17 protein-coding genes and 1 riboswitch are annotated in these 18,123 nt (G+C 44.1%); of the genes, 12 read left to right on the top strand and 5 right to left on the bottom strand.

Translation table 11 applies throughout. The features are described 5' to 3' along the window. Positions 1 to 253 precede the first annotated feature (253 nt). Together glpE and glpG are read left to right on the top strand one after the other, a co-directional pair. The gene (gene glpE / locus DPF91_RS21080) at positions 254 to 577 is read left to right on the top strand and encodes a thiosulfate sulfurtransferase GlpE (RefSeq protein ID WP_117236404.1); all 324 of its coding nucleotides are present in this window, start codon (positions 254 to 256) and stop codon (positions 575 to 577) included. Between the two features lie 24 nt (positions 578 to 601). Next, positions 602 to 1,441, top strand: coding sequence for a rhomboid family intramembrane serine protease GlpG (gene glpG / locus DPF91_RS21075; RefSeq protein WP_117236403.1), 840 nt, complete (start codon positions 602 to 604; stop codon positions 1,439 to 1,441). Between the two features lie 6 nt (positions 1,442 to 1,447). On the opposite strand, the gene DPF91_RS21070 is transcribed toward glpG, so the two are convergent. After that, positions 1,448 to 1,858 carry a flagellar basal body-associated protein FliL gene (locus DPF91_RS21070; RefSeq protein ID WP_117236402.1) on the bottom strand — a complete coding sequence of 137 codons (411 nt, stop codon included), beginning with the start codon at positions 1,856 to 1,858 and terminating at the stop codon, positions 1,448 to 1,450. Positions 1,859 to 2,020: 162 nt separating this feature from the next. On the opposite strand from DPF91_RS21070, the gene DPF91_RS21065 reads away from it, so the two are divergent. Together DPF91_RS21065 and ubiA are read left to right on the top strand one after the other, a co-directional pair. Beyond that, entirely contained in the window at positions 2,021 to 2,563 is a 543-nt protein-coding gene (locus tag DPF91_RS21065; RefSeq protein WP_206355591.1) for a chorismate--pyruvate lyase family protein, read from the top strand. After that, positions 2,560 to 3,423 carry a 4-hydroxybenzoate octaprenyltransferase gene (ubiA, locus tag DPF91_RS21060; RefSeq protein ID WP_117236400.1) on the top strand — a complete coding sequence of 288 codons (864 nt, stop codon included), beginning with the start codon at positions 2,560 to 2,562 and terminating at the stop codon, positions 3,421 to 3,423. Before DPF91_RS21065 ends, ubiA begins: the two co-directional genes overlap by 4 nt. A gap of 80 nt (positions 3,424 to 3,503) precedes the next feature. Here the strand turns inward: ubiA and plsB are convergent, their stop codons facing one another. Then, positions 3,504 to 5,951: a glycerol-3-phosphate 1-O-acyltransferase PlsB gene (gene plsB, locus DPF91_RS21055; protein WP_117236399.1), complete on the bottom strand. Its 2,448-nt coding sequence runs from the start codon at positions 5,949 to 5,951 to the stop codon at positions 3,504 to 3,506. Positions 5,952 to 6,300: 349 nt separating this feature from the next. On the opposite strand from plsB, the gene lexA reads away from it, so the two are divergent. From lexA to dinF, 3 genes are all read left to right on the top strand, one after another. Continuing rightward, the gene (gene lexA, locus DPF91_RS21045; protein ID WP_117236398.1) at positions 6,301 to 6,924 is read left to right on the top strand and encodes a transcriptional repressor LexA; all 624 of its coding nucleotides are present in this window, start codon (positions 6,301 to 6,303) and stop codon (positions 6,922 to 6,924) included. A gap of 112 nt (positions 6,925 to 7,036) precedes the next feature. Further along, positions 7,037 to 7,855: a class I SAM-dependent methyltransferase gene (locus tag DPF91_RS21040; RefSeq protein ID WP_117236397.1), complete on the top strand. Its 819-nt coding sequence runs from the start codon at positions 7,037 to 7,039 to the stop codon at positions 7,853 to 7,855. Between the two features lie 68 nt (positions 7,856 to 7,923). Continuing rightward, positions 7,924 to 9,270 (top strand): MATE family efflux transporter DinF, encoded by a 1,347-nt coding sequence (gene dinF, locus DPF91_RS21035; protein WP_117236396.1) that lies wholly within the window; start codon positions 7,924 to 7,926, stop codon positions 9,268 to 9,270. Between the two features lie 84 nt (positions 9,271 to 9,354). On the opposite strand, the gene sthA is transcribed toward dinF, so the two are convergent. Then, entirely contained in the window at positions 9,355 to 10,755 is a 1,401-nt protein-coding gene (gene sthA, locus DPF91_RS21030; RefSeq protein WP_117236395.1) for a Si-specific NAD(P)(+) transhydrogenase, read from the bottom strand. A 281-nt stretch (positions 10,756 to 11,036) separates the two neighbouring features. Here sthA and fabR point away from each other — a divergent pair, with 281 nt between their 5' ends. Together fabR and DPF91_RS21020 are read left to right on the top strand one after the other, a co-directional pair. Continuing rightward, positions 11,037 to 11,675 carry an HTH-type transcriptional repressor FabR gene (gene fabR, locus DPF91_RS21025; RefSeq protein ID WP_117236394.1) on the top strand — a complete coding sequence of 213 codons (639 nt, stop codon included), beginning with the start codon at positions 11,037 to 11,039 and terminating at the stop codon, positions 11,673 to 11,675. 2 nt (positions 11,676 to 11,677) lie between these two features. After that, positions 11,678 to 12,046 (top strand): YijD family membrane protein, encoded by a 369-nt coding sequence (locus DPF91_RS21020; protein WP_117236393.1) that lies wholly within the window; start codon positions 11,678 to 11,680, stop codon positions 12,044 to 12,046. Positions 12,047 to 12,119: 73 nt separating this feature from the next. On the opposite strand, the gene trmA is transcribed toward DPF91_RS21020, so the two are convergent. Next, positions 12,120 to 13,229 carry a tRNA (uridine(54)-C5)-methyltransferase TrmA gene (gene trmA, locus DPF91_RS21015; protein ID WP_117236392.1) on the bottom strand — a complete coding sequence of 370 codons (1,110 nt, stop codon included), beginning with the start codon at positions 13,227 to 13,229 and terminating at the stop codon, positions 12,120 to 12,122. Positions 13,230 to 13,405: 176 nt separating this feature from the next. After that, positions 13,406 to 13,612: riboswitch (cobalamin riboswitch) on the top strand. 50 nt (positions 13,613 to 13,662) lie between these two features. On the opposite strand from trmA, the gene DPF91_RS21010 reads away from it, so the two are divergent. The 3 genes from DPF91_RS21010 (at position 13,663) to murI (ending at position 17,065) form a co-directional block, all read left to right on the top strand. Further along, positions 13,663 to 15,486, top strand: a complete 1,824-nt coding sequence (locus tag DPF91_RS21010) for a TonB-dependent receptor domain-containing protein (protein ID WP_117236391.1) — start codon at positions 13,663 to 13,665, stop codon at positions 15,484 to 15,486. 50 nt (positions 15,487 to 15,536) lie between these two features. Then, positions 15,537 to 16,199 (top strand): Dph6-related ATP pyrophosphatase, encoded by a 663-nt coding sequence (locus DPF91_RS21005; protein ID WP_117236390.1) that lies wholly within the window; start codon positions 15,537 to 15,539, stop codon positions 16,197 to 16,199. A gap of 62 nt (positions 16,200 to 16,261) precedes the next feature. Further along, entirely contained in the window at positions 16,262 to 17,065 is an 804-nt protein-coding gene (gene murI / locus DPF91_RS21000) for a glutamate racemase (protein WP_117236439.1), read from the top strand. Here the strand turns inward: murI and DPF91_RS20995 are convergent. Further along, on the bottom strand, positions 17,037 to 17,483 hold the full coding sequence (locus DPF91_RS20995; RefSeq protein ID WP_117236389.1) for an RNA recognition motif domain-containing protein: 447 nt from the start codon (positions 17,481 to 17,483) through the stop codon (positions 17,037 to 17,039). The genes murI and DPF91_RS20995 overlap by 29 nt on opposite strands. Positions 17,484 to 18,123 lie beyond the last annotated feature (640 nt).

Raw genomic sequence — 18,123 nt, 5'->3', positions numbered from 1 at the left:
CACCGGGTGTATTCAGCCTCGGGAGTCGACTTGTTGATGGGGATATCTCTTCATTCACTCACAGCTAAATCAAGATCAACACAACATATAGTGGATCATTTTTTCGATCCATACTTTATTAACGCAATCCACAGAGTTATCCACAAATGCTTTTAAATTGACCATAGGTGGATAACCTTACCTTTCATTTGTGCTTGTTTGGCTTTGGATAGGTTACAATGGAATCAACGTATCACTTGAGTAAGAAGCAAATATGGACCAGTTTAAGCATATAGATGTACAGGGCGCGTTTGAGATGATCAAGCAAGGGAAAGCAAGGCTTGCTGATATTCGAGATCCGCAATCTTTTGCTGTGGCACATGCAGAGGATGCCTTCCACCTTACCAACGACACGATTGTTGGCTTCATGGATGAAATAGAGTTTGATCAGCCTATCTTGGTGATGTGTTATCACGGTATCAGTAGCCAAGGTGCTGCGCAGTATATGGTTAACCAAGGCTTCGAAGAAGTTTATAGTGTCGATGGCGGCTTTGAAGCGTGGCAACGAGCAGAACTGCCGATCAACCGCGGTTTATAGAAGTACTCGGATTGGGAGTAAATAATGCATAGGCTATTCACTATAGATAACCCTAGGTTAGCGCAGGCGTTTATTGACTATATGGCAAAGCGTCAAATCACGGTGCAAATGATGCCAGAAGGGAGTGGACAGTTTGCATTATGGCTACCTGATGCTGAGCATGTTGTTGAAGTTGAGGCCGAGTTAAAGCGATTTCTGTCTGAGCCAGGACACCCTCGTTATCAAGCGGCATCTTGGGATATGGCAGAAACACGCACCAATAACTTCAGCTATAACATGCCAAGCATGATGGATATGCTGAAGGCAAAAGCGGGCATACTAACGCTCAGTGTGATGTTGGTGTGTGGTGTGATTTTCATTCTTCAGCAGATCGGCTACTCCCAAGCGATTTTTTCTCAATTACATTTCCCTGCTTTCGAACATCAACAGTGGCAGTTGTGGCGTTGGGTAAGCCACGCGGTGCTGCATTTCTCTGTGATGCATATTGCATTTAACTTGTTGTGGTGGTGGCAGCTTGGTGGAGATATAGAGCAAAGGGTAGGAACGCTTAAAGTACTGCAGCTCTTCATAGTCTCAGCAGCATTATCTGGAGCGGGGCAATACTGGGTCGAAGGCGCTAACTTTGGTGGCCTGTCAGGTGTGGTCTACGCGCTAGTCGGCTATGTATGGATTATGGGGCGATTCAAGCCAAGCACTGGGTTGGAGATGCAAAAGCCGGTATTTGTCTTTATGTTGGTGTGGCTAATCTTGGGTTTCGTCCAACCATTTATGGCGATTGCGAATACAGCGCACTTGGTAGGATTACTGTCGGGTGTAGCGATCGGAGTGTGGGATACAAAAGCATTTGTATCCCGAAGTGCCTAAGGCTTGTTATTGGTACAAGTACTTAGTGAATAGCAGATCTGCAATAATCATGCGGCCTGTTTCTGCGAGTAGGATTTCATTAAGCTTTTCAACCAATGCTTTACGCAGATCTTCACGCCCTGTGAGTGATTTGATCGTATCTTCTGATTGCTGCCCCAGTAGTTCAACAACCGCATTACGAATTAAAGGCTGGTGCAGTTCGATGGTTTTAGTGTCTGCACTATTGGCTACCATAATGTCGATGCGCACCTGCACATAGCCAAGGTGCTTGCCCTTGGTGTGGAAATTGGTTGTTAGGTCTGGCTGAAGGGTGAAGTAGGCTAACTTTGGTGCTATTTCTTCCTCTTCTGCAAAACTCGTGATTGGTGAGAGCAGGCTAAGCGCGCAGATAATTAGGGCTGCATAACGTTTACACATATTCTGTGATTCTTTCTTATTCTGACGATATTCGAATTGATTGACTCTTGTTACAATGCCAGTCTAATGGAAAATAACTCATAAACAATATGATGTGCTTATTATTGCCTAGCAACATCACATCGATATTGTACGATATAACATCACTAATTGAATACAAATATGAACCAGCAGTACGCACTTTATCTTGATGCGATTCGAAAGGTGAAGTGGCAATCCCCTGAGGATGTTGAGCTACCTAATGCCCTTGCGCATGCGTGGCTGACAGAGCAAGGCTCACTCTCCCGTCGATTAGAAAAACATTGTTGTGTGTTATCGGTCAGCCGCATGCAACAAGAGATGGTTTCTCAGCTAGATCTTTCAACCGAAGAAGGGGAAAGATTACCAGATGAAAAGTGTTTGCAGCGTGAAGTGATTCTATGTGGTGATGATCAAGAGTGGGTATTAGGGCGCACATTGATTCCGCAAAGCGCGTTAAAGAACCAGCAGCATGATTTCTCCACTCAAGGAGATATTCCACTGGGTAACACGATTTTTAGCGCTGATCAGGTTAGACGTGACAAGCTGGAGTTTGGCTTTGCACAGCTAGATGGACGTTATTTACTGGCTCGACGCTCACGCTTATGGATGAATGATAAACCCATGCTAGTCGCAGAACTGTTTTTACCTCAAGCGCCTATTTATCAAGAGGAATGGAATAAATGATATCTAACAAGGCCAATGCTTATTGGCGCTTGATGCGAATGGATAAACCGATTGGCTCTCTCTTGTTGTTGTGGCCAACCATGTGGGCACTATTACTCGCTGCCGGTGGCTTACCGGATCCTAAGGTGCTTATCGTATTTATTTCAGGTGTAGTACTGATGCGCTCAGCAGGTTGTGTGATCAACGATTTCGCAGACCGCAAAGTTGATGGTCATGTTGAAAGAACCAAGCTGCGTCCAATCCCTGCTGGTGAAGTCGGAAGTAAAGAAGCGCTCGCGCTATTTGCCTTGCTCAGTGTGTTGTCATTCGTTTTGGTATTAACCATGAATACGCTGACCATCCAACTTTCATTTGTTGGTCTGTTCCTAGCGTTTATCTACCCCTTTATGAAGCGTTACACCCATTTGCCGCAGCTGTTCCTAGGCCTTGCGTTTAGTTGGTCTATGCCGATGGCTTGGGCTGCTCAATCTGGCGAGTTAACGCCAATGGTTTGGCTTTTGTTTGTCATCAATGCGTTGTGGACGATTGCTTACGATACTCAGTATGCGATGGTTGATAGAGAAGATGATCTAAAGGTCGGTATCAAATCGACAGCTATTTTGTTTGGTAAGCGCGACAAGATGATTATCGGTGCGCTGCAGCTTGCAACGCTATTACTCTTGATCGTGATTGGCAGTATTTATCAGCTTGGTAGTAGTTACTACATCTCTTTGTTGGTGGTTGGCGGCTTGTTTGTCTATCAACAGCAGTTGATTCGTCATCGCGACCGCCAACTGTGTTTTAAAGCCTTCCTTAATAATAACTATGTGGGCATGGCGGTAACCATAGGGTTGGCTATTAGCTTGTCATTTGGTTGGTAGTGAAGATACCGAGATTAAAAAGAAGGCGTCCATTGGACGCCTTCTTTGTTTATGATTTTCGGTTCCTGCTGTAGACGACCTTAAAGATCTTGCAGTTCTTCACCGCTTTCTGTCTGGCAAACACCCTCATGAATAGTCATTCTGATTTCTGAGTAGAGCATTGAGTTTAGTGCATCAGCGAGTTTGCGACATTTTTCAATCTCGCAATTGCCATCACTATCAAGATACTCTTGCTGCTTAAGCGTTGAGAATAGCGATGCAAATACACCCTTATCAAAGAACTCTGGCGCATTGATACCGTGCAGGCGACCTAGACGCTGTGCAATGTGTTGACTCTTTTGTTCTAGGTCAGATTTATCTAGCTCTGGATAAGCAACCAATAGATTCAGTGAGATGGAGTAACGTTGAAGCGTTTCACCAATCGTACGACCCAGTAGCATCAGCATCTGGAACTGCGTTTGCACCAGTTTAACTTTATCGCCGTTAATAGCAATTAAGCCTTGTGCCTCAAGCTCCTCGATGACCTGCTCAATAACATTGTTTAGGTCGTCCTCTTCAATGCTCAAGAACAGCTCTTTCTTCAAGAACGGATAAAGCATTGCAACTTGGTTCTGAATTTTTTCAATGCTAATACTTTGCTCACGTACCACCATTTGTGCAACCAATGAAGGTAAAGCAAATAGATGAATGATGTTGTTACGGTAGTAAGTCATCAGAATCGATTGTTCGCGATCAAGCGAAATGATGTCACCCATTACATCTGGCTCAACCATGAACTTGTTCAGCGATTCCGCGTGATTAACTAACTCTTCTGCTGATAACTCTGGAATAGTACTTGTCTCTGAATACTTAACATTGCGTAACAGTGATAAATAGCAATCAATCTGTGAAATCAGAGAGTCACGAGATAGAGCACGCTGACGAGACGCTAATAGCGCTGTTGCACACAGTGTGAGAGCATTGGTTGCGGCCGCATCGTTAATGTGTGTCATCATTTTAGTTGCGAGGTCGTTCACCACCGGTGTCATCCACTGTGGTTTGGTTGCACCGATTGGATCGATATCTTGGTGCCAATCTGGAGCGTGCTCATTTAGGTATTGGTTAAGCGGAATTGGCTCACCAAAGTTCACATAGCCTTGACCGAAGTTACGCAGCTTACGAATAGTGCGGAGCACTTGACCGGCATTTTCTTTCTCTTTGCGTTTACCACGTAGCTCTTTTGCGTAAGTGCTTACTTCCATCACGTGTTCATAACCAATATACACTGGCACAAGAGTCACAGGGCGATTCAGACCACGAAGCATCGCCTGAATAGTCATTGCCAACATACCTGTTTTCGCTTGCAGTAAACGACCAGTACGCGAGCGACCACCTTCACTAAAGTATTCCACTGAATAACCCTTGGTGAATAGCTCTGCCAAGTACTCACGAAAGATCGTTGAGTACAGCTTATTGCCTTTAAAGCTACGGCGAATAAAGAATGCTCCACCACGACGGAAAATAGGACCGGCTGGGAAGAAGTTAAGGTTGATACCCGCTGCGATATGCGGTGGCACCATGCCCTCGTGATACAACACATAAGAAAGCAGTAGGTAGTCCATGTGGCTTCGGTGACATGGAACGTACACAATTTCATGGCCATCTTGAGCAAGGCGACGAATTGTCGATGCGTTGCTGATGTTCAGACCTTGATAAAGCTTGTTCCAAAGCCAGCCAAGAATACGGTCGCCTTGTTTAACCAGTGAGTAAGAGAAATCTGCCGCAATCTCATCCATGATGGAGTGTGCTTCTTTGCGGGATTTCTCTAGAGAGATGCCTTTTGAACTCGCCTCATCTTGAATTGCCTTCTCAATAGCTTGTGATTTCATTAGGCGAGCGAATAGCTCTTCACGAACTGGTAGGTTTGGACCCGAAGCTGCCAGCTTTTGACGAGAAAAGTGGATGCGTGCTACACGCGCTAGCTTGTGTGCGATAGATTCGTCAGTACCGTGAGACTCTGCCATGTAACGAAGAGAAACACATGGGCTGATACGAACCAAGCAGTCACGTCCAGAGATGAGTACAGCCAGGGCTTTTTGCGGGCTGTTTAGTGCTCGCAGATGTGGCTTATCTTCATTCTCTTTACCCGGCTTACGACCCCAAAGTACGGTTGCAGGGATCATTTGCACATCCAGTTCGCTGTCTTCATCGTGAAGGCGTAGTAACTCAGTGAAGATCTCAATCGATGAGCTTGGTACGTGCTTTCTTTCTTTAAACAAAGAAGGGCGCGAGGCTATAAATACATAGCGACGAATCGTTTTGCCCGCTATCTCGAGTGGTTCGAGCGGATCGGGTAATCCAAGAGCCAATACTTGGCTACGGAATGATAAAAGATCGACGTTGGAACGAAACGGAAGGGCATAGACAATCGGCTTGTTGATATCTATATCCAAGTCTTCTATTGGGTTAGAAGGAATAGCTGTCGCTTTAACCATCGCTGAAATGGGTAGTTGCAGCAATGATCGTGTGAAAGTAAGTCCTGAAGACATAAAGAAGCAAAGCCTCAAATTTTATTGATTAAGTCCGGCCGCCATCATGTTTTCTGGCGAAAATCTCGTCGAACTGTGTATGAAATTAAAACGCTGCAAGAATACCAGAAACTGGTCGAACCTTTTAATGATTATCCAACTTAATCGTACTCAACTACTGAATAATCTTAGTTAATCGTTTTCTTTTATGCCTCTAAGGAGGAGAGTTTTTTCAATTCTGTTTTAAACGTGATAACAAAGCGGTGCTAACCGAGTGAAATCAAGCCGATACTAATTCAAGCAATTCGCTTTTCATTTAATCAGATACTGGATATACTCACAGTTAACTGTATAAAAAGACAGGTGACTTATGAAGCCGTTAACGCAACGCCAGCAACAAGTATTTGATCTGATCAAGAATAAAATTGATCAGACCGGCATGCCGCCAACTCGCGCGGAGATTGCTCGGGAACTCGGCTTTCGCTCAGCCAACGCAGCGGAAGAACATTTAAAAGCGCTCGCTCGTAAAGAAGTTATCGAGATCATCCCTGGCGCGTCTCGTGGTATTCGTGTACTACTGCAAGACGAAGCGGCGAATGATGATGAAGGTTTGCCGTTAATCGGTAAAGTAGCGGCAGGTGAACCAATCTTGGCTCAAGAACACGTAGAAGCACACTACCAAGTGGACCCTGGTATGTTTAAGCCACAGGCTGACTTTTTACTCCGTGTCCAAGGGGAGAGTATGAAGGACATCGGTATCATGGACGGTGACCTGCTTGCAGTGCACAAAACTCAGGACGTTCGTGATGGCCAAGTTGTTGTTGCTCGCGTCGAGGATGATGTAACGGTGAAGCGTCTTGAGCGCAAAGGTTCGACGGTTCTTCTTCATGCTGAAAATGAAGAGTTTGCCCCGATTCAGGTTGATTTAACCTATCAGCAAATGGCGATTGAAGGCATTGCAGTCGGTATTATCCGTAATACTGACTGGATGTAATCGAGCGCTGCGAAAACACTCTATTTAACAACTTATTGAGAGTTTTTCTCAATAAGTTGTTTTTGTTATTGATATTCATTATCATCTTCTTGTTGCTTAGGAGATGGTCATCATGGATAAAACTCGCTTCTCAATCCTTAACTCCGAGAGTCATCAGGTGCCGGCTCGTTTATTTAAACCCATGTGGTTGCGTAGCCGAGAAAGCTTGATTGATGATGGGTTAGTCTATGACCCTATTGCTGCTCGAGCCTGTGCTAAGTGTGCCATCAACCCAGAGTGTCTTTCTGGTAACGTTTCCCAATCACAGCTTTTGCATGTCACCCTGACACATCTTTGTGACCTTCAGATAAAGCACTTCCTAGACCAAAATCCAGAGGCATGGGTTATCAATATTGGGGCAGGGTTAGATACGCGTTTCTATCGCTTAGATAATGGACGCTGTCACTGGATTGAGCTGGATGTTACTGAGCATCTACTTTGGCGCGAGCAGTTGTTTCATCGTTGTGAACGCTACAAGCATCACAACGGTTCCGTTGAAGATTTATCTTGGTTAAGCGAATTGAAGATCCCGGAAGATACACCTGTACTGCTTGTCTCTGAAATGGCTCTTTTAGATTGTAATCACAGTCAGATAACGCAGCTCTTACAGGCGCTAGGTCGCCACTTTCTGCATGCGAATACCTGCTTCGTGTTAGCGGGTGATAAATGCGATTCACCTATCGGTCATAAATTCGGAACCGAACCCTATCAGCACGGTTTTGAAAATCCTGCGCAATCGATGCTAAACGGTCTACCTTGGGCAAAAGTAGTTAAACAAATCTCTCCGTTGGATCAAACCTGTATGCGCTGGAAGTGGTGGCAAAAGTGTCTCGCCAAAAGCCAAATGCTGAAGTATCGCTACACACCAGTTGTCGTTTCTATGCAGTGGTAATGTAAGAGTACTGAGCGAATCTTTCTCAGTTGCGTTACACTCGCCTCGTCAACCATGAGAGGTTAAGTGTGAATAGCTCAGTACGAATTGCGTTATCTAATCCCCAATTACACAAACAGGTATTGTTGCTCGCAATACCTATGGTGTTGTCAAATATTACTGTTCCGCTGCTCGGCTTAGTCGATGCGGCTGTCATTGGTCACCTCGAGCATGCCTGGTATTTAGGGGGTGTTGCTTTAGGGAGTACCCTGATTAGCGTCAGCTTTTGGTTGCTCGGCTTTCTGCGTATGTCTACGACGGGGTTAACAGCGCAAGCCGTCGGTAGTGAGGAAAAAGACAAGCTTGCACGAGTATTGCTGCAGGGCCTCACCATGGCACTGTTGTTTGCGATATTGTTTTTACTGCTTCAATCCCCCCTTTCTAATCTCATTTTTTCTTTTAGTGACGCCAGTGACGAAGTGAAGTTCTATGCAGAGCAATATTTCTCTATCCGTATTTGGAGTGCGCCCGCCGCCTTAGCCAACTATGTATTGCTTGGTTGGTTGCTTGGTACCCAAAATGCCAAAGCGCCGATGTGGATGGTGATCATCTCGAACGTCACTAATATTCTGTTGGATCTTCTATTCGTATTAGGCTTTGGTTGGAAAGTAGAGGGAGCAGCCTTAGCATCAGTTATTGCTGATTATAGTGGCTGCGTCTTTGGCCTTATTTGCGTAGTGCGTTACTGGCGTCGTAATGCCTTGGATTCCATTTCATCCCTATTGTCTGGTTGGTTCGATGGAATTAGTCGTTTTGTGAAATTGAACCGTGATATCTTCTTGCGCTCTTTATGCCTGCAAGCAACCTTTGCCTTTATGACTTTCCAAGGTGCTTCATTTGGCGATGACATTGTTGCGGCTAATGCAGTATTAATGAGCTTTTTGATGATGATTTCATACGGTATGGATGGCTTTGCCTATGCGATGGAAGCGATGGTTGGCAAAGCGATTGGTGCGAAGAGCCGAAATGAGCTGACTCAATCGCTTATTGGTACCTTCTTTTGGAGTCTGGTTATTTGTTTGGCTCTCACCGTAGTATTCGCCCTGGGCGGATCGGCGATGATCAATTTGATCACTGATATCCCAGAAGTACAGAGCAATGCGAGTGTGTATATGCCTTGGCTGGTGGCGATGCCATTGGTCTCTATGTGGTGTTTCCTCTTTGATGGTATTTTTATTGGCGCGACCAAAGGCAAGGAGATGCGAAACAGTATGTTCGTTGCTACGTGTAGCTTTTTTGCCGTGTTTTTCTTATTCATTAGCCTGAACAATCATGCCCTGTGGCTTGCGATGCTGTCGTTTATGGCTATGCGGGGTATAAGCCTAGCATTAGTCTTTGCCAGACAGTGGAAGAGAGATGAGTTCTTAGAGGCTTAGAGCCGAACGTAAAATGCCCAACAAGATGTTGGGCATTTTTACATGGAATGAGTGAGTAAGTTGATCGTTAGAACAGACTAATGATTAGAAAAGACGATTCAAACCGTTAAGCGCTGCAACACGATACGCTTCTGCCATTGTGGGATAGTTAAAGGTGGTATTGACGAAGTACTCGATGGTATTCGCTTCTCCTTTTTGTTCCATGATCGCTTGACCGATGTGGATAATTTCCGCAGCACGCTCACCAAAGACGTGAATACCAAGAATCTCTTTGGTCTCACGATGGAACAAGATCTTTAGGCTGCCGATATCTTTACCCGCTATTTGAGCTCGTGCAAGGTGCTTAAATGAAGAACGTCCCACCTCATATGGAATCTTTGCCGCTGTCAATTCTTGCTCCGTTTTACCCACTGAGCTGATTTCTGGAATGGTATAGATACCGGTAGGAATATCCTCAATGAGTCGGCCTTCGGCTTCGCCCTTAGTGATTGCTTGAGCAACAAAGCGCCCTTGGTCATAGGCAGCACTTGCTAGGCTAGGGTAGCCGATAACATCACCAACAGCATAGACGTGTTCAACCGAGGTTTGATAGTTATTGTTAACCGCGACCTGACCACGTGAGTCTGACTCTAGCCCAATCGCAGGCAAGTTCAACTTGTCCGTATTACCAGTACGTCCGTTTGCATAAAGCAAGCAGTCAGCTTTCATCTTCTTGCCTGATTCAAGATGGATAATTACACCGTCGTCAGTCCCCTCAATCTTCTCGAACGTTTCGTCGTTACGGATAATGACACCGCTGTTCCAGAAGTGGTAAGAGAGCGCATCTGAGGTTTCATTATCTAAGAATGAAAGCAGTCTGTCTCGTGTGTTAATAAGATCCGTCTTGACCCCAAGGCCACGGAAGATCGAAGCGTACTCACAGCCAATCACACCAGCACCATAAATGATGATGTGCTGTGGGTCGTGCTTTAGGCTAAGGATAGAGTCGCTGTCGTAGATACGGTCGTGGAGGAAGTCGACATTAGTTGGCTGATAAGGGCGTGATCCTGTAGCAATGACAAAGCGGTCAGCACTGTACTGTTCAATCGTACCATCTGACTGAGTTACCGAAACCGTGTGTGAATCGGTGAACTGCGCAGTACCAAATATCAAGGTGCAATGGTTACGGTCGTAAAACCCCTGGCGTAGACGAGTCTGCTTATCGATGACAGTTTTTGCATGGCCAAGAATATCGGAGAAGGTTGCGTGTAGGCTGGAGTTGTTATGACAAAAAAGAGGATTGGCGTTGAATTCAATAATTCGGCTGACAGCATGACGCAGTGCTTTTGATGGGATAGTACCCCAGTGAGTACAACCACCGCCAACGCTGCTCTCTTTTTCTATGATAGCAACATTCAAGCCTGCCTTGGTCAGCCCCATCGCGGCTCCCTCACCACCGGGACCACTACCAATTACTATTACGTCAAAATGCGTAGAGTTTGTCATATTGCTGCCTTGCTATCGTTATTAACATTATTGTTGCGAGATTTTAACCTATTCTTTTAGTTGGTAAATAGAGGTCTACTGATAGGGTGCAGGGGATCACGAAGAAAGTGTAATGACTCTAAGCATCCAGCATGTCAATACAATTGGAGTAAGTTTTACCATGATTTGATGTGCGTGCAGACTCATTATCACAATGTCGTCCTTATCCATGAAGCGCTTTCACGGTATATTGTCGCTGAGGTATGATAGGTCGCAGTTACAAGGCTAAAGATAAAAGATACATGAAAAGTACGGGAATTCGAGCGCAACAGAAAGAGAAAACCAGACGTAGCCTCATTGATGCTGCATTCAGCCAGTTGAGTGCTGATCGCAGCTTTTCCAATCTGAGCTTACGAGAAGTTGCGCGTGAAGCCGGTATCGCACCGACTTCATTCTACCGTCACTTCAAAGATATGGATGAGCTAGGTTTAACCATGGTGGATGAAGGCGGTTTATTGCTCCGTCAACTGATGCGTCAGGCTCGTCAACGTATCGTCACTGAAGGCAGTGTCATCCGAACGTCGGTTGAAACTTTTATGGAGTTCATCGAGAGCAGTCCAAACGTATTTCGTTTGTTGCTTCGTGAGCGCTCTGGTACCTCATTCGAATTTCGAACGGCCGTTGCCCGAGAGATCCAACATTTTGTCGCGGAGATGACCGAGTACTTGATGAGTACTGGTACAAGCCGTGATGAAGCCTTCACCCAAGCGGAAGCCTCCGTTACCTTGGTATTTAGCTCGGGTGCCGAAGCATTAGATTTAGATAGGCGTGAGCGAGAAGAACTGGCTGAGCGTCTGATCATGCAGTTACGCATGATTGCAAAAGGTGCCTATTGGTACCACAAAGAACGTGAACGAAAACGACTAAAAGAAGGGCTTTAACTATGTCTGACACTACTACGAATAAAGAGCAAGGCTCAGAGAAGAAAACTTTAGTATTGGCTCTTGTAGCAGGTATGAGCTGTAACGCGATTCTGTCTTGGATGACAGTAAGCGATGTGCTGTTTTCTATTTTTCCATGGATTGCACTGATTCTTTCGGTTCAATCGCTATACCAAGAGTATCTAAGAAAGCCATTGGCTGAAGATGTGCCGTTAGTTGGTATAGCTTGCTTCTTCGTTGGTGCATTTGGTCACTCTGCATTCCTAAAAGCACAACACCCAGAAGCGGGTGGTAACTTCTTTGCGATTATTGTTTCACTCGTGCTAATGACATGGATTGCGAAGAAGATGGGTTACATTGGTCGTAACTAATCAATCGCTACCAATAGATACAAAAAAACGAGCCAATTGGCTCGTTTTTTAATGACTGTCGTTTGATGAACTCTTAAGCCTTACGCTCTAGGAAAACACCCGCTTCCATGTGGTGGGTATATGGGAACTGGTCAAACAAAGCGAAGCGAGTGATCTTGTGTGTTTCGCATAGTACTTCAAGGTTCTCTTGCAGTGTCTCTGGGTTACAAGATATGTACATGATGCGCTCGTAGCCTTGAACCATCTTACAGGTATCGATATCCATACCTGAACGCGGTGGATCGACAAAAATAGTGTTGCAGTTGTAGCTCTTCAGGTCGACACCCGCATCTTGCAAACGACGGAACTCGCGCTTGCCTTCGATTGCTTGGGTAAACTCTTCTGCTGATAAACGTAAGATCTGAACGTTATCAATCTCGTTTGCTGCAATGTTGTATTGTGCCGATACCACTGATGGCTTGGCTAGCTCAGTAGCGAGTACGCGGTCAAAGTTTTGCGCCAGTGCCAGCGAGAAATTACCGTTACCACAGTAAAGCTCCAGTAGATCACCCGTGCTATCTTGAGTGCAGTCGATTGCCCACTCCAGCATCTTAGTGGCAACCTTTCCGTTTGGTTGCGTGAAGCTATTTTCTACTTGTTGGTAGACATATGGCTTGCCGTTGACATCCAGTTTCTCGATAACGTAATCACGATCTAACACAATCTTCATCTTGCGAGCGCGGCCGATGATGTTTAGGTTGAAACCCTCATCATTCAGTTGCTGCTTCAGTGCCTTGGCGTTTTCAATCCATTCGTCATCTAGCTGACGGTGGTAAAGCAAAGATACCAGTACTTCGCCACTTAGCGTTGACAGGAAGTCAACTTGGAACAACTTACGACGAAGAGAGTCATTGTGTTTCATTGCTTCCATTAACAGTGGCATCAAATCGTTGATGATACGGCTAGCGGCTGGGAATTGGTCAACACGGTATTTTTCACGAGTCTCTTGGTTAAACATGATGTAGTACATGTCTTCCCCTTCGTGCCATACGCGAAATTCTGCACGCATACGATAATGCTGCTCTGGAGATTCATAAACCTCTAGCTCAGGTACATCGAATCCAGCGAACATCTCAGTAAGACGTTGCTTCTTCTCTGCTAACTGTTCTTGGTAGCGTTGTGGGTTTACTTCAAGATTGGCCATGGTGTTACCTTTTGCATTATCGCAATTTAATTGGGAGCGCAGATTTTATTCAATACACCGCTCATGTCCAGTTTTGTGCTCGATTTATCCAATAATGACAGATATTCGCCCGTATTCGATATGTAACAAAGAATAGTCCAATTTAATCTTTAACTAGACAATAAGCTTACACATGAATACTATTCCGAATAGCTGGTGGCAGAGAAGTCTAGATGGCTTTAATGCTGAAAAGGGAATCTGGTGAGAATCCAGAACTGACGCGCAGCGGTAAAAGAGAACGAATACTCAAATGACACTGCATATAGCATTATGTGGGAAGTCGAGTTAGTAGGAAAAATTTAAAGCTCTTAAGTCCGAATACCTGCCAGCAGCCAAGTACCCTCAAGCTAAATAAGCAGTACTTGGTAGGATTTACGCGATTTAGGAAAATTTAATGAACAAGTCCCTTTTAGCGATCACTGTTGCATCGCTGCTTTCACCTACCTTTTTTTCACACGCCCAAGAAGTCACTGTCGATGAGACCATGGTGGTGACGGCAAATCGATTTGAACAATCGATAGACTCTACTCTTGCTCCAGTTGTTGTAGTAACTAAGGATGAGATTCAATCTATTCAAGCAAAATCGATTGAAGAAGTATTACGTCGACTGCCTGGAATTCAAGTGTCTAGCAATGGTGGCTACGGCCAAACTGCTAGCGTTTATATTCGAGGCTCAGAATCAGATCATGCACTCATACTAGTAAATGGGGTACGCATCAACAGTGCAACTACAGGCTCAACGGCTATTGGTTCTCTGCCATTAAACGGAGTGGAGAGAATTGAATATGTTAGGGGGCCACGTACAGCTGTCTATGGTTCGGATGCTATTGGCGGTGTAATCAATATAATTACTTCATATACCGGTGACGAAACTGAGCTATGGGTTGAGGGTGGTAGCGATAATTTTCAAAAGTACTCTGCAAGTACAGCAAATAAGGTTGGTGAAAAAGGTTGGATAAAGGCTTCTGTTAACCGTGAAAAAACAGATGGATTTTCTGCGACAAATGAAAAGTACGAATATCACGACCCTGCAGTTGATGGCGATGATGATGGCTATGATCATACTGATTTGATGCTTGAGCTTGGTTTTAGACCGACAGATGAGATCAGTTTCAAGTTAAACTCTAATTATACAGAAGGTGATATCGAGTACGATACGGGTGAGAAAGAACAGAAAATATTCAGCGGTTCAATTGTTGGGGCGTACAAAACTGATTTGTTGAGCAGTGAGTTGATTCTATCAACGAGTCGGGATCAATCTTCTTACGTAGGCTCATCAGGTAACTATGAAACAAACCGAAATTCCATTGCTTGGCAAAACGGCTATCAATTAAATTCTGATTTGTTATTACTAGGTGGTGTAGAGTGGGTAAATGAAGATGTTTCTGAATCCACTACAGAATATGCTGAGACGAGTCGCTCGAATCTGGGGTTGTATACGTCCGGGCTATACTCAAAGGACAAAGTTCAAGCCGAAGTGAGTCTTCGTGTCGATGATAATGAACAATATGGTAGCTATACTACTTGGCAAGTTGGCTCTGGCTACAAACTCACTCCAATTTACCGTTTATCTGCTATGGCAGGGACAGCTTTTAAAGCCCCAACTTTTAATGATCTTTATTACCCAGATTCTTGCTATGGTTCAACTTGTTATCCGTCTTCTGCAAATCCGGACTTGTCCCCAGAGGAATCAGTAAACTATGAAGTGGCTTTGGAGATAACTCCAACCGTTGCTGATTTTAGAGTTGCGCTTTATCAGAATGAAATTTCAGATCTAATATCACTTTCTAGCTCTAGTGGTAAATATGAGAATGTTGCAAAGGCCGAGATAAAAGGTCTTGAACTAGTTGGAGAGTTTTCAACGGGTGATATCTACCATTCTGCAAGTGTTGATGTTATGGACACCGAGAATAAGGACACGGGTAAAGAGTTAGCTCGAAGATCAAAATATAGTGCTAAATGGAACATTAGTTATGCATATCAGGACTGGCACTTTGATTTAAGTTATCTATATCGTGGTGATAGCTACGACAATGCTGACAATAGCATTAAGTTGGACTCTTACTCTTTAGTTGATTTTGCAACCCATTACTACATTACAGACAACTTTATTGTTCGTGGCAAGATTGCAAATTTGTTTGATGAAGAGTATGAAACATCCTATGGCTACAATACTCAAGAACGTAGCTACTTTGCTGGACTTAATTACAAGTTCTAATAATACCAAACCGCCTTCGGGCGGTTTTTTCTTACCGATAGATATCTAATATGAAAAAGAACATCATCATAAGCTGGTCATCAGGCAAAGACTCAACTCTAACTTTAGAACGATTACAAGAAGATGAACGCTATAACGTAGTTGGTCTTTACACCACCTATGTTGGTCAACAAGTACCATTTCAAGTCACGCCAATTGACCTCGTTAAACTGCAAGCTAAGCGGCTAGGACTACCGTTAATATTAATAGAGCTACCAGAAGTCTTTCCACCTAACGAGATTTACCAAAGCACTGTAGTTGAAGGGGTTAAGAACTCTGATTTGCCTGTAGATGGTGTCGCTTTCGGTGACATGTTCTGTAATGGGATTGCTGATTATCGCCGCAGCTATATAGAGAAAGCGGGTTGGGAATGTATATTTCCTTTACTTGGTGAAGACAGTACACAGCTAGCGAATGAAATCATCGAACGTGGGATTGAAACGCGTTTAGTAACGGTTGATAGAAATGTACTGAGCAATAAACTATTAGGGTCTCTCTATACTAAAGAGCTGGTGGAAAGGCTACCTGTAAACGTTGATCCCTGCGGTGAAGACGGTGAGTTCCATACACTGGTCACAAACAGTGCGAGCTTCAGTGAATCCATTCATCTATTCGACTTTTCAACAAAAGATGAGCAAAGATTTAGCCATCTCATTTATCGATGGGATAACTAGCCTATTATTTACCTAGTTAAAGAGGGTAGTTAAACTGTCGCTGAATCAATAAACGAGTGCTTATCGTGGTATCAAACAATCCTACTGTATTAATCTTTGACTCTGGCGTCGGAGGCCTATCGGTATATAAAGAAGTTGCGGCCCTGCTGCCTCACGTTAACTATATCTACATCTTCGACAATCAAGCCTACCCATATGGGGAGTTAGAGCAGGGTGTTCTGATCGAGCGCGTACATAAGTGTATTGATAGTGTGATGGAAGAATATCATGTCGATTTAGTTGTCATCGCTTGCAACACGGCGAGTACGATCGTCCTTCCCAGCCTTCGCTCATCATTATCGATCCCGGTAGTAGGAGTTGTTCCTGCCATCAAGCCAGCTTCAGGGTTATCTTCTCAAGCGGTTGGTTTGATTGCCACGCCCGCAACAGTGACGCGCCAATACACCCATGATCTAATCAAAGACTTTTCTAATGATAAAGATGTGAGACTTGTTGGTTCGACTAAGCTGGTGGATTACGCTGAAGCCAAATTAAGAGAGATGCCTCTAGATAAAGAGATATTGGCATCTGAACTTAGTTCTTTGGTCGGCAAAATTGATGTGGCGGTTTTAGGCTGTACTCATTTCCCGTTAATCAAACAAGAGATCCAACAGGTATTGGGTGAGTCAGTAACGCTGATCGATTCCGGAGAAGCGATAGCGAGAAGAGTAAAGAGTCTAATTGAGGACAAAGGCCGAGAAAGCGAAAACAAAAAAAAGCATCCAATTTTTGCGACGGCTCCAACGTGGAAACCTGAGTCGCTCAATCGAACGCTTTCTTATTTAGGGTTTGAAGACGTTATGCTTCGCGAGATCCCTCACTTTTAGGGTCGTTAGCAATACGAACTTTTAGTGTACGCTGCATATAATCCTTTTCATTGAGCATAGCGATAGCGTTGTCGACATCTTTGCTTGCCATCACAACAAAACCAAACCCTCTTCTTTTACCTGTGCGCTTATCTTTCATTAAGCGTACAGCGAAAACTTCGCCATGCTCAGCAAACAAATCACGTACGTGAGATTCATTGGCCTTATAAGGTAAGTTACCGACATAAAGAGTTTGAGTCGATTGTTCTGCATCTTTATCAGTTGAAGATGGTGTCGAAGTAGATAAGTTAAGAAGAAAAGCCGTTGCGACAACACCAAGAATAAATGCGATAGCAGGTTGAATGGTGAATTGAGAAATGGTGATCCCACCGAGAACAATAAGCGCGGTGAGTAATAACATCGATTTTTTGGAATTCATATCAAGTACTACATATAAGTAAAAAAACGAGAGTGTGCGCTATTAACAAAATAGACACATGAATCTTACGTATATGTCTTTTGATTTTCCAATCTAATGCTGTGATGTAATTCAAATGTTGAAATTTTATCCGTAATTATCGTTTTTGTTCGCAAAGTAATCGAACGGAAATTAAATTCAAAAAAGTGCTTGCACGGTTTTCTCAAATCCCTATACTGCGCATCCACCGACACGGAGTGAGACGAAAGTCACACAGTGAAAAAACGGTTAAAAAAACAAGTTGAAAGAAAGTTGAAATAACTGCTTGACACTATGTTTTTAAAGCGTAAGATACGCACCCCTAGCTGAGTGGCAAAGGCAACTAGCTAGAAGCTCTTTAACAATTTAAACCTATCAATCTGTGTGGGCACTCGTTGATGATAATCAAAAGAATGAAACTCCGGTTTCAACTTTGGTTTCAATGAACTGAGTGACCAAACGATGACTTCGGTCATTGGCACAGTCAATTCATTATCGTTCTGTTGGAACGATAATAGCTTTAGAATTACATTAGTAGTTTTGAAGTCAGTATTCATTGAGCCGACAAAATCTTAAATTGAAGAGTTTGATCATGGCTCAGATTGAACGCTGGCGGCAGGCC

The sequence above is a fragment of the Vibrio maerlii genome (genome assembly GCF_003415655.1).
In the GTDB taxonomy this organism is placed as follows: Bacteria; Pseudomonadota; Gammaproteobacteria; order Enterobacterales; family Vibrionaceae; genus Vibrio; species Vibrio maerlii.
The sequence above is the reverse complement of the archived record's forward strand: the minus strand, read 5'-3'. Positions and strand labels throughout refer to the sequence as shown.